This is a genomic window from Sphingopyxis sp. (genome assembly GCF_050725615.1).
GTDB lineage: Bacteria > Pseudomonadota > Alphaproteobacteria > Sphingomonadales > Sphingomonadaceae > Sphingopyxis.
In genome coordinates, this window is the sequence record NZ_JBOHHU010000006.1 from 1 (window position 1) to 12,035 (window position 12,035).

A 12,035-nucleotide genomic window follows, 5' to 3' on the forward strand; every position below is an offset into this window, starting at 1 on the left:
ACCCCGATGATCTGCTCTTCCGAAAACCTCAAACGCTTCATCTGTCCGTCCTTCCTTCAAGACCGGACTCTAATCACTGTTGGAGGAAAATCAGGGGGTCACGTCAGCGCCGAGCGAAATGAAGCCCAAGAAGGCCGCTAAGGCTAAGTGATGGTTACGCATTTTGCCCCCAAGCGATGCGTGGCTCTTAGGCTTTTCCCTTTTTCCGCGCCTTTTCCATCTTTTTCTGAGCCGACTGAAAATCGATCGTGATTTGCTGAAGCATGCCGGTCTCCGCGATATTCCATGGAGGCCGGAAGCATTGCCGTACTTGCATCGAGGTTATGCAGGACTCGATTCGGCCCCACCACATCAGGATATGCGCTGCTTGAAGCGTCCCGCGAGCCTGACCCCATTTCGCTGGCAGGTGAATAACCTTGGCGCCAGTCTTGAAAACCGCCTCCACCTGAGGCGCGTTGTCGAGAAAATCGCGATCAGCCGTCAGGATAGCGTGCCCGCCTCCAGCCATAAACTCGGTGATCCAGTGGACGTCTGATTTTCCTTTTTGACGGGCGCTGACTACCGAATCGAGAGTCCAGCTATCGGACAAAGCAATCTCGCGGACTGCTTTGACAATCGCCTCGGCGACATGTTCGTCCGCCCTGACCCTCAACTTGCCATATCTAGTTCAAAGCGGACAGCACCTTCAACTTGCTGCCGCGACACTTCAAACCATCGCGCGACACGGTCGAAGTTGCCGTCTTCCGCTTTCCACTGCCGGAAAAGTGCATCGGTGGGGATGCCCGCGCTATCCACAATCGGTTTCCCGAAAGCGCGCGCCGGATCAAGAACGATATCCGGATGATCACCGGGACGGGGCTGCCAACGCGATGCCAGATGCGTGGCCGGGTTAAAGACAATGCCCTTCGCGATGCTGGCCTCGATCGTATCCCAGATCAGATATTGGCCGGTCGCTAGTTCCCAAGTTTGCTTGTCGTCCAAGGCTTCGGAAGCCTGAGCGATCACGTTACGCCTATCTGTCAAATATTTCACATTCGACAGCGCGAACGGGTGTTGAACGCTCCACTCCTTCCGGGCCATTTCGGCGGCCTTGCGCAACGTCGGCATGGACACCCCGACCCCACGAAAATATTCGACAAATCGAAGTTCCATCAGGTCAAGAAAGCTGACCGTCGAGGTCTTCTTGAAATCCCGATCGACGATGGGCCCGGAATTACTGTTTGGCCAGCCATTAATCCACCCCCGGAGCTTGGCAGCATGCGACACCCCCAGCAGTCGGGTCGCGTCCCCGATGCTGTAGAAGCCCGCCATCAGCGGGTCGCGGTCAATGGCGGTGACAACACCCATGCAAAAGTCCTAACCCGTTATGCTACGGATCGCATCCTAAATCGTTACCATATCAAGCCTGAACAGGCCGTTTGCCGGCGCCCGTTAGAATTGCGATTAGCCTTCGGTCGGCGGGAAAAGCTGGTGATTAGCGGCGTCGGCGTAATTACCGATGAACCCAGTCGCGTACGAAATCAGCGCCAGTCGCAATGCCCGACATCAGGCGCGTTGTTAACCCCCCGCTCCGGCGATAAGGAACGACCGGTTTCAGCAGACGGTTTTGAGTGCGGCAACGGCTTAGGTGAGGCGCATAGCCGACCCCGTCTTGCCCTTGCAGCCCCCTCACGCTTCGGACATCGACTGGCCCAGACCTGCCATAACAGGCGCTTCAGCAACCATTCACACACGTTTACGTTTATTGCACATATTTCACTTATTGCGTTTGCTGATCCGGCTATATATATAGTCGGCCCCGGCAGCGAGGAGAATGATATGAGCGATCAGGAGCTTTCCCAGCGGCCCCCTACCGAAACGGAAGTGCGGCAGGCCTCGGAGGCTGCGCGTGCGCTTGCCAAGGCACTCACGCCCAAGGGCCTTCCCTTCTCCGTACAACGAAACGGGAACCGGGCCGAGGTGGATCTGTCGCCGGCCCTCGGACAACTGATTCTCGATGTGCTGACACATGTTGCCCGCGGCGAAATGGTCACGTTCGTTCCATATGGAGCGGAATTGACGACGAAGGAAGCGGCCGACCTGTTGAACGTGTCGCGTCCCTTCTTGGTGTCGATGCTGAGCGACGGGAAGATACCGTTCCACAAGGTCGGATCGCACCGACGCGTGCGGGCGAGCGACGTGCTCGCGTTTCGAGCGCAGCGCGATACGGAGCGAAGCGGCGCACTTTCCGATCTTCAGCGCCTTGGCCAGGAGTTCGATGCGGATTGAGGTGCATAGCCGATCGCTTCGTCGTCGTTCTCGACGCCAATGTGCTCTATCCGTTCAGGGTAAGGGACGCCCTGCTTCGGTTCGCCGAGGCAGGGCTGTTTCGCGCGCGTTGGTCGCCAACAATCCTCGACGAATGGCGCCGCAACCTCCTTGGCCAGAAGCCCGGTTATGAGGCCAGCATCGATGCACAAATCACGGCGATGCGGATCGCCTTTCCCGAAGGGTGCGTGACCGGCGGCGCGGACCTGATCGACAGTCTCGATCTGCCAGACGCTGACGATCGTCATGTCCTGGCGACGGCGATCCGAGCCGGTGCCGAGCATATCGTGACCGAGAATCTGAAAGATTTCCCGGACGTGAAGCTCAAGGAATATGGGATCAGCGCGGTCTCGGCCGACGATTTCCTCGCGAGCACATTCGAACTTTATCCGACCGAGGCCCTGTCCGCGCTTGCGACGATGCGGCGCTGCTACGCCCGGCCGCCCTTCACGCCGAGCGAGTTCATCTTCGATCTGCAGAAGAAAGGCCTACCCAAGCTCGCCTCGATGCTGCGCGAAAATATCGACCTGCTGTAAAGCGATTTCGCAAAGGAAAAAGATAGAGCCCGGAAGCCGCTACGCGCCGGCACGAGCTTCCATCTCTGCGATACGTTCCGCGCAAATGGCATGCACTGCCTGGCCAAGCTCCTCAACACGCCCGGCGAGCCAGAGCAAATCTTCCTCGCTGATCCGATAATGTTTCGAATAGCGCGCCTTCACATAGGCTTCCTTCAGCTTTTCGAACCGCGCCCGGTCAGCCTTCAGGTCGCGCGGCCAGGCATCGACGAGACGCATGTCGATGCGTTCAGCCTGCGTCCGCAAAAAGCCAAGATTGTGCACGTGCGGTGTGTAAAAGGTGCAGACCAGCAAAACACAGTGGTACAAAGTTTCCGCCGTCTGATGCAGCTCAAAGGCTGTCTCTTTCAGATGCCCCCGCTCGATGCCGAACTTTACGAAATCCTGGCGACGCATAGCCGCTGGAAACCACTCCTCAAAATACTCCCGTGCCATCGCCAATGCCTGCTCGGGCGTCTTCGGCTTCGGTTTGTGCAATTCCTTGTCGTCATATTCGTAGAGCGCGATCCCGTCGCGCGCGACATCCATGAAGAAATAGCGCCCGTGCGCGAGCCCGTCGTTCACCTCCTGTAGCGTGTGGACGATGAAGTTCACCGGCGTGTGCAGCGTCTTGTCGATCGCGAGCTCGCGGGTCAGCCGGTCGTCGAGCTTGGCCCAGAAGTCGACCTTGTCGGTCAGCCTCTTGTCGTTGACGATGATGAGGAGATCGAAGTCCGAGCGATAGCCCTTGGCGGTGTGCGGCTCGTCGACCCAGCCGCCGCGCGCATAACTGCCGTAGAGGATGATCTTGTCGATCCGGCCCTTCTTCTTCCAGCTCATCGTGCCGAGCGCCAAGGCATCCTCGAATTCTTCGAAGATGATCGCCTTCACGCGCTCGAGCTCGCGCTGCTTGTTGGCCGGGAGATGATCGAGATCGGTACGCATCGCTCGTTCCTTCTGTGGTCACATGCTCGCCCGATGGCAAGCGCGGTCAGGTCCAATTCGGCACCTCATGGTGCCTCGCGGATACGGAAATCCCAGACCGGGATGCCGAACGCGCGCGCCTTGTCGACGAGATTGTCCTGGATGCCGGTGCCCGAGAAAACGATGAGCCCGGCGGGCATGGCGTCGATCAGCCGCTCGTTGCGCTTGAAGGGCGCGGCCTTTTTGTCGCGGTTCCAGTCGGGGCGGAACGCGACCTGCGGAACCTTGCGCGCGTCGGCCCAGCAGGCGGCGGCGCGCTCGGCGCCGGTCGGGGTCGCGCCGTGGAGAAGGACCATGTCGGCATGGCGGGCATGCACCCGGTCGAGCGCCGACCAGATATGCTGATGATCGTTGCAGGAAGGACCGCCCGAAAAAGCGATGCGCGTGCCCTCGGGGATCAAAGCCCTGGCCTTTTCGCGGAGCCTCTTGTCCATGAAGTCGCGGCTGTCGATCACCGCCGCGGTCATCGTCTGGTGACGGATGCGCGAACCGGTGCGCGGGACCCAGGCTTTGCGGGCATGGATGCGATATTGCTCGGCGGCGCATTCGCGGAAAAATTCCATCGCGTCGCGCCGCTCGATGAGGGTGATGCCTTCGGCGATCGCACGCTCGAGTTCGACCGAGCGGATTTCGCTGCCGTCCTGGCCGCGCTGGAGTTCGCGCTGCGCCGCCTCGTTGCGGTCGAGGTCGCGTTCGATGCGGGTGCCTGCGCCATGGAAGAGATTGACGACGCCCCAGAGCAGATCCTCGAGATCGGGTTCGATCCGTGTATCAACAAGACAGCCCGCGAGCGCATCGAAGATGTCGGCGACGGCACCGCTCGCGAGCCGATCGTCGGGAAGGGGGCGACCGTCGGGTTCGTCCTCGAAGGGGCGATAACCATGGAGCTGCATTTCCTCGAGAAGATGCGCGCTCGCGCCGGGTTCGAAGGACGTGTCGGGATAGGGATGGTCGGCATCGTCGGTCATGGCGCTTGGTCTCCGGTTGCGGCCGCGCCTTTCGCGGCCTTCGCGGCGACGCCTCGCGGCACGCGGGGCGGGCCCGCACCGCAAGGGGGCGAGCCCCCGCGCGGCCGAAGCGCCAGCGGAGGATGGCGGCCGAAGGCTATTTTGTTTCGCGATGCAAAGGGGCGCGAGCCCCGGCGGAAAATAGCCGCCCGGCAAGACATTGCGGCGCCCGCCCCCGCGTGCCGCAGTCGCCCTCCAGCGAAGGCCGAAGGCGCGGTCCGGCACAGGGCGATCATGCCGCTACCATGATGTCCCCGATCGCGGCGCCGTCACCGTTCCCGGCGATCGGCAGGCTTCGGGTGATCGGCGGAAAAGGGGCCATGATGGCGGGACGATGATTGCGATGATCGCGGTGATCGCGGTGATCGCGATTATATGGCGATGCCGTGATCGCGCGATGATGCCGATGATCAAAGCGACGTCGACCCTCATGAGCGCGAGCATTCGCTGCTATGGAGTGGATCGTCCGGACAGCCGGAAGTCGTCTTCAAGAGCTCGCTGCGCGCGCCCGGCTAGAGCGCGCCGCCGATCCTGTCGGCGCGCGCGGCGACGAGTGCGGCGAGGTTGTCCAGCACCGACGCTTCGCAGCCCTCTGCGGCAAGGGTCGCGGCAACAGCGGGCGCAGCGTCGCGTATACGGCCTGCGAGTGTGTATACGCGGCGGCGGACGAAGGGGACGCCAAGCTGCATGTCGGCAGCGAAGCGCGCCCATGCGTCCGCATCGAGATTTTCGAGCTGGTTCGCGCGTCCGATGGGCATGGCGAAGCGGGTCGCCACTTCGGGATAATAAGCGGTGACCATCAGGTCGTAGAGCGGTGCCAGATGCGTCGCCGCGTCGCCTTCATCATCTGCGTAGAGAAGGCTGAAATTCTTGCCATGCGCGTCGGCGTTGCCGATGACCGCATTGAAGATGGCGGCGTCGAGCAGACGCAGCAGGTCGCGCGCGGGCGTCGTGCAGGTCCGGCGGACGAGGTCGAAGCAGGCGGCAAAGCCCGGCCCGCCCTCGATCGCATATTTATTCTCGGGCGCGATACCGAGCGCCTGGCAGAAGTCTTCCTGGTGGATACGGCGAATGATGCCGCCCTCAAGGCGCCGGTCGAAGCGTTCGACGAGGAGGTAGGCGATCGCGCCCGCCCGCCGCGGCTCGACCCGGGCAACGTCAAGATCGACCGCCGCCGCGAGACGCATCGCGAAGGCCTCGGTTTCGACGCTATTCTCGAAGCGGGCGATCGCGGGCTTGACGATATGTGTCGTCGGCTGCCCCGGCGGCGGCAAGGCCGGCGCGCCATCGACCAATATGACGGGAAGCTTCGGCTGCGCGCCGGCGAGCGACATGCGGATGCCCTCGTCGCCGACGAGAAAGGGACGGCGCGGAAGCTCTTCCAGAAGCGCCGCCAGCGCGTCCTGATCGAGAGCTTCGGGTGCCGCGGCCGACGGCGCGGGCACCGCCTCCGCTTCCGGCAGAATGACGAGCGCACCGGCGACATCGCCGCCAAGGGCGTCGAGCAGCGCATAGTCATTCTGCCGCGAGACGCCCGCGGCCCGGGCGGCGGCCTCGCGCTGCCCCTCGTCGGGGAGAAGGCCAGCGAAAAAGGGCCGGGTTTGGGCGCGGGTAAAGGCCCCCTCTTGCCGGGGAAGCGATGCCGAAATGGAGCGAAACGCCGGATCGGCGAGCCATTCGTCGTCATAGCGGAACAACATGGTGCCCTCGCCATTGCGGGCCAGATTGCCGACCCGCACGCCATCCCAATAAATGATGAGGACACTCATCCCGTCAGGCCTTCGCTACGCGTGGTCAGCGCAACGACGATGCCGAGCGCGTCGAGGACATGCAGCACCTTGCCGACCTGGAGAGTCGGCTTGCCGGCTTCGAGATCGACGATGAAGCGGATGCCGACGCCCGCCGCGCCCGCGAGTTCGTCTTGGCGGAGCCCTGCCCGCTTGCGCACGCGGCGCACCATCTGCCCTATGCTACCGATATCCATAAATCTTCCCGTTCGGGAATTTTGTAGCAGAGGAGGACCGTCTCTTCAAGTAATTTTACCGATCGGGAATATTATGACTTTGAAAGCGAATGGGGCCTATATAATTCCCGATCGGGAATATCGCACCGCCCCATCTCCGCGAGCCGGCTTCGAGCTGACGGCTCACGCCCGGCAGGCCGATCGATCGCGCGACACACAGGAAGGTTGCTACCTAGAGGCGTTGCCACCCCGAGGCAGACGGCCGCAAGGACGGGATCATGTCAGAAGCCCCCTATCCTCGGGCGCGAGTTGCTCCCTCACGCCGACAACAAGGCCCATGATACCAACCGCCATGAGGTCCTCGTTGAAATCGCCGTGGCGCGGATCGAGCGGCAGGACCGCGACGCCTGCCGAGGCCGCGCGTGCGCCGAGCGTTGCCAACGCAGCCGCCCCAGCCGGGTCCCTGTCGCGGGCGACATAGAGGCGGCGCAGCGATTCCGGAAATTCGATGGCAGCGAGATGTGCCGCCGACAGCCCCGCGATCATCGGCATTTCGGGCAGCGCTTCGCGCAGCGACAGGATGGTTTCGATACCCTCGCCGGCAGCCATGACCTCGCCGGCAGCGGCGAAGCGAACGCCGTGCCCGAGAAGATGGCCCATGGCGCGGCGCGGATCGGCGACGGGCGCCTTGCCGCCCGAAGGCGCCAGCCAGGTGCGATGGACACCGACGACGACGCCCAGATCATCGGTCACCGCGGCGATCATCGCCGGCCAGGCCGACGGCACGTTGGCAGCATCGTCGCGCGAGGCGCGATAATAGCAGCGCGGATGATAGCGCAGCGATCCCGCCGCGGATTCAATGCCAAGGCCGCGCGACGCCAGATAGGCCGAGGCCAGCGTGCCCTCGGCCGTTTTCGATGCCGCCCAGAGCCGCCGCGCCGCCGCTTCCGTTCCCTGCCGGGCCTTGCGAGCGCGCAGCGCAGCGCTATCCGGCAGCGGCATGGGCAGGCTCAGAAAGCGCCGCGCCTCGGTAAGCGTATCACGCATCGAAGCATGGCCGCAGCTCGCGGCGATGATGTCGAGGAGATCGCCATGCTCGCCGCTCGCGGCATCGGTCCATTTGCCGGCCCGACCGCGCGCACCGCTCTCACCGGACAGGAGCACATAGAGGCTGCGACCCGGCGTGCCGCGGATATCGCCGACGAGCCAGTAGCGGCCTTCGCGGCGGCCGTTCGGAAGATAGCGGCGGCAGACGGCCTCGGCATTGTCGGCAAGGCGGACGACGATATCGGAAATGCTGTCCATAAGGCTCTCCGGCGACGAGCGCGGGACGGCGGTCGCCAGCAACGACCGATCCTCGCAAACGGCGCCGGCAGCCCCTGCCGGCAGAGCGGAGGATGACACAGAGCGCCCGCCCGTTTCAACAATATGCCGCGACGCGCGGCACGCGCCGATCGCCGCGAACGAAAAAAGGGCGGGACGACCGAAGCCGCCCCGCCCAACGCTCATTCGGCGGCCACGGGCATCTCATCCCAGTCGCCGTCACCGTCGCCTTCCCCACCCAGGGCTTCGGTCCCGGTCACCGCCTCGTCCGTTCCAGGAACGGCATCGGCGTGGCCCGCATCCGCGTCACCGCCAACCGCTTCGAGGGCGGGGGTCCGCATCGGCTCGGGGACCCAGCCCGAGTCCTCGAGCAGCTTTTCGGCTTCGCGGGCCATGTCCGGCTTCTTGAGATGGTCGATCATGCCGGCGAACTCGGGCCCGCGCGCTTCGGCGACGTCGGCGAGAAGCCGCGCCTTCGTCACACCCCGGAAATAACCGTCGGCGGTCGGGCGCCAGCCGGCCGCGACGACATCGAGGTTCACCACGCGCGCGAGCACATGGCTGTGGACGATCCGGCGCTCGACGCCGTGCGCCGAGATGCGCCCGTTCGGATATTTGGGCAGGATCTCGGCCTGCGCATTGACGCCGAGCGAAGCGCAATGCGCGAACAGCATCGCCTGCTCATTGGCATCGAGGGCAAGCAAGGCGTCCCAGAGGTCGGCGTCCCCGGTCGGCAGCTTCTCGCGCCAGGCGGCGTGCCGGGCCTCGATCGACCGGGCGGGGGCGCAGTCGCGCAGCCCGGCGGGCTCGTTGGTGAAATAGACCGTCGATACCGACAGCTTGAGGCAGGTCTCGTGGCTGGTCCGGTAGAAGATCGACAGGACGAGCGCGTGGAGCACCGCGGCGAAGGCGGCCTGCGGGCTGGCCGCAAAGGCATCCTGCAGCGCGAGCGTCCGCCAGGCCGTCAGGTCCGACACGATCCGCTCGGGCAGCGGTTTCAGCGTGTCTTCTTCCGCATCCGCGCCCGACCCATCGCACTCCTCGCCGCCTGCATCGGCGCCGGCTTCGCGATCGGGCTCGTTATCGTTGCTCGGCTCGGCCGCATCCGCAACCTCTTCCTCCTCGGCGGCAGGCTCATCTTCGGCCCGCACGAAGCCGCGGTCGACCCGGATCGTCCCGTCATAGTCGATCGAGACGAATGCGCCGGCGAGCGCCACCTCGGCGTCGTCGAAGATCTGCGGCCGATCGGCGAGCGCACCGATCTCGCATTCGATCGCCTCGAGGCGCGCATGCACCTCCTCGGGAACGTCGGGCTCGTCGGCCCATTTGTGCGACAGCGCGTCCGCCTCCGCTTCGAGCGCGACGACCTGCGCCGCTTCCTCCTCCGTCATCGGCACCTCGCTGCTGCCCAGAGCGCGCAGGCGCCGGGTCGCGCCATAGGGAAAATCGACGAGAGCCTCGACCCACTTCCAGCCTTCGCCGCCGATGCGCTCGGCGATGGCCGCGAGCTTTTCGGACACGAGCCGGTCGAGCAGCGCGGGGTCGGTCAGCCAGCCGCCATCGTCCGCCTCGAAGAGATCGCGCACGATACTGCCGCCTGCCGCAACATAGGCGTCGGCGGACACGAAGCGAACGCGTTTGTCGGCGGCGCGCACGCTGTTCTCGGTCAGCTTGCTGCGAATGAAGGCCGGGGACTTGTTGAAGCTGTGCGCGAGCAGTTCCCAGGTCTGGACCTGCCGCTCATGGTCGTCCGATACCGTGAAGGCCATCAACTGATCCAGGGTCATTTCATCCTCGGCATAGAGCTCGTGCAGCGCCGGGGCGACCGAGGCGAGCTTGAGACGCTGGCGAACGACGGCGGGCGTCGTCATAAAATACGCCGCGATCGCCTCGACTTCGGCGCCCTTGTCCACCATCGCCTGCATCGCGCGGAACTGGTCGAGCGGATGCAGCGCCTCGCGAACGGCGTTTTCGGCATAGCTGTCCTCCTCGGCGAGAATGCCGGCGGTCTGCTGGACGATGCAGGGGACCGGCGCATCCTTCGCGAGCCGCTTCTGCTTCACGAGCAGTTCGAGCGCGCGATAGCGGCGGCCGCCCGCCGGGATTTCGAAGAAGCCGGTCTCCGCGCCTTCATCGGTCCGCTGCGGGCGCACATTGAGGCTCTGCAGCAGGGTGCGGCGCGCGATGTCGTCGGCAAGTTCGCCGATCGACACGCCCGCCTTTACGCGCCGGACGTTCGCCTGGCTGAGGACAAGCCGGTCGAACGGGATATCGCGCGACGGGCTGAGGGTGATCTTTCGTTTTGCACTGGCCATGGCCATTCTCCATGACGGGCCGCCGCGGGACACTCCCTCGGCTGTCAAGCCCGTCACGAGGCCCCGGCCTTCCTCTTCCTCGCGGGTCCGCCACCGGCGGACCCGAAGATCCTCCGCGTCACGCGCGCCCCGAGAGGCGGCGCGCCGCGGCAGCGAGGCGCCGCTCGCCCAGCACGACCGAACCCGCGGCGCGGGCCGCCGCGGCGTAGACCGACAGCGGATGCTGGGCCTCGAACAGGAGATCGCGCTCGATGCCGAGCCCGAACGGGAGCCGGACCGCCTCGAGTTCGGCGAGCGAGAAACTTCCGAGTTCGGGGCAACCGAAGCCGAGATCGGCAAGGCCGAACAATATGCCGTCGGGGTCCAACTCGGTGGCCAGCCAGGTCGCGGCGCCGACCGGATTGAAGAAGCGGACCACGGGCCTCGGGTCGGGCTCGCGCAGGCCGCGCCGGACCGCGTCGATGCGGGTGCGGGCGTTGGCGGTGAGCCGGGCGGCGATGTCGGGCGTGAGGAGGCTCATGCCGCGATCCTTCCGCTGACCATGCGGCTCTCGACCCCGTCTGGAAGGACGGACGGTGTGGCTGTCGACGCGGCAGCGCGATGAGCCGGCGGGCCAGCGCGGAAGGCGAGCAGATAGTCGGCGGCCTTCGACGCAGCACTGGCGGTACGCAGGATTGCGCGATGATCCTCGCGGATGATCGCAAGCCAGGAGCCGATATAGTCGGCGTGGCGCACGCTCGGGCTGATACCGAGCGCGGCGCAGACGAACGCGCCCGCCATTTCGGCGATGAGTTCTTCATGACCATAAGGCTTCGAGCCGAAACTGCCGCTCTGATCGCGGCCCAGGCGGCTCTCATGGCCCGTCCAGTGACCGAGTTCGTGAAAGGCGGTCCGGTGCCAATCAACCGGCGCGTAGAAATCCTGCGGATGCGGCACCGCGACGAAATCGTGGCGCGGGCTGTAATAGGCCGATGCGCCGCCGATGCGGACTTCGGCCCCGGTGGCTGCAATCAGCTCGGCCGCCTGCGGAAGGATCAAGCCTTCGGGCACGGGCGGCGCGGCAACATGATATTTGTCGGGCAGGCCATCGCACTGGTCGACCGAAAAAACAGTGAACTGCTTCAGGAAAGAAAAGCCGCCCTTGCATTCGCCCGCCCCGCCGCCGCCGGGCTCGGACGCGTCGGCTGCCGCGCGCCGGGTATAGATGACCCCGATCCCGCGCTCGCCGCGGCGGACACTGCCCCCCAGCGCGAGCGCTTGACGAAAAGTCAGGAAACCATGGCCCCGAAAGCCCCGGCTCATAACCGCATGCCAGAGGGTGAGGATGTTGATGCCGCTGTAGCGCCGGTCGCTCACCACATTATAGGGGAGACCGGCCGCGGCCCGGCCCGCATCCCAAGGCTGAACCCAGGGCAACCGCCCGGCTTCGAGCTCGGCGATGATCCGGCTGGTGATCTCTTCGTAGAGGGTCGCGCGCGCGCCGCGCTGGCGCGATGGTTTGACAGAACAAGACATATCGGTTCTCCGCGGCGGACCGGCGGCGAGCCTCTCTCGCCGCGCCCGATCCGTCCCGGCGTCCGGG

General features: G+C 64.9%; 12 protein-coding genes. 2 read left to right on the plus strand and 10 right to left on the minus strand.

Annotation, left to right across the window (positions count from 1 at the left end; translation table 11 throughout):
- Positions 1-187: 187 nt before the first annotated feature.
- A complete protein-coding gene (locus tag ACREB7_RS02370) occupies positions 188-652 on the minus strand; it encodes a hypothetical protein (RefSeq protein ID WP_431590708.1) in 465 nt (154 codons plus the stop codon).
- Positions 649-1,347: a hypothetical protein gene (locus ACREB7_RS02375; protein WP_431590709.1), complete on the minus strand. Its 699-nt coding sequence runs from the start codon at positions 1,345-1,347 to the stop codon at positions 649-651. Before ACREB7_RS02375 ends, ACREB7_RS02370 begins: the two co-directional genes overlap by 4 nt.
- A gap of 471 nt (positions 1,348-1,818) precedes the next feature.
- Here ACREB7_RS02375 and ACREB7_RS02380 point away from each other — a divergent pair, with 471 nt between their 5' ends.
- Both ACREB7_RS02380 and ACREB7_RS02385 read left to right on the plus strand, forming a co-directional pair.
- Complete coding sequence (locus ACREB7_RS02380; protein WP_431590710.1) at positions 1,819-2,268, plus strand: helix-turn-helix domain-containing protein; 450 nt, start codon at positions 1,819-1,821, stop codon at positions 2,266-2,268.
- Positions 2,265-2,843: a PIN domain-containing protein gene (locus tag ACREB7_RS02385; RefSeq protein WP_431590711.1), complete on the plus strand. Its 579-nt coding sequence runs from the start codon at positions 2,265-2,267 to the stop codon at positions 2,841-2,843. Before ACREB7_RS02380 ends, ACREB7_RS02385 begins: the two co-directional genes overlap by 4 nt.
- Positions 2,844-2,882: 39 nt before the next feature.
- Here ACREB7_RS02385 and ACREB7_RS02390 read toward each other — a convergent pair whose 3' ends face one another.
- From ACREB7_RS02390 to ACREB7_RS02425, 8 genes are all read right to left on the minus strand, one after another.
- Positions 2,883-3,806, minus strand: coding sequence for a nucleotidyltransferase and HEPN domain-containing protein (locus ACREB7_RS02390; protein WP_088473847.1), 924 nt, complete (start codon positions 3,804-3,806; stop codon positions 2,883-2,885).
- Between the two features lie 65 nt (positions 3,807-3,871).
- On the minus strand, positions 3,872-4,813 hold the full coding sequence (locus ACREB7_RS02395) for a DUF2493 domain-containing protein (RefSeq protein ID WP_054586722.1): 942 nt from the start codon (positions 4,811-4,813) through the stop codon (positions 3,872-3,874).
- A gap of 551 nt (positions 4,814-5,364) precedes the next feature.
- The gene (locus ACREB7_RS02400; RefSeq protein ID WP_054586720.1) at positions 5,365-6,621 is read right to left on the minus strand and encodes a type II toxin-antitoxin system HipA family toxin; all 1,257 of its coding nucleotides are present in this window, start codon (positions 6,619-6,621) and stop codon (positions 5,365-5,367) included.
- Positions 6,618-6,836, minus strand: a complete 219-nt coding sequence (locus tag ACREB7_RS02405; RefSeq protein ID WP_054586719.1) for a type II toxin-antitoxin system Y4mF family antitoxin — start codon at positions 6,834-6,836, stop codon at positions 6,618-6,620. The genes ACREB7_RS02400 and ACREB7_RS02405 overlap by 4 nt, the downstream gene beginning before the upstream one ends.
- A gap of 255 nt (positions 6,837-7,091) precedes the next feature.
- Positions 7,092-8,120: a DUF7146 domain-containing protein gene (locus ACREB7_RS02410; RefSeq protein ID WP_431590712.1), complete on the minus strand. Its 1,029-nt coding sequence runs from the start codon at positions 8,118-8,120 to the stop codon at positions 7,092-7,094.
- A gap of 200 nt (positions 8,121-8,320) precedes the next feature.
- Positions 8,321-10,453 (minus strand): ParB/RepB/Spo0J family partition protein, encoded by a 2,133-nt coding sequence (locus tag ACREB7_RS02415; RefSeq protein WP_431590713.1) that lies wholly within the window; start codon positions 10,451-10,453, stop codon positions 8,321-8,323.
- Between the two features lie 118 nt (positions 10,454-10,571).
- A complete protein-coding gene (locus ACREB7_RS02420) occupies positions 10,572-10,973 on the minus strand; it encodes a DUF2958 domain-containing protein (RefSeq protein WP_431590714.1) in 402 nt (133 codons plus the stop codon).
- A complete protein-coding gene (locus tag ACREB7_RS02425) occupies positions 10,970-11,968 on the minus strand; it encodes an ArdC family protein (RefSeq protein ID WP_084758122.1) in 999 nt (332 codons plus the stop codon). The genes ACREB7_RS02420 and ACREB7_RS02425 overlap by 4 nt, the downstream gene beginning before the upstream one ends.
- Positions 11,969-12,035 lie beyond the last annotated feature (67 nt).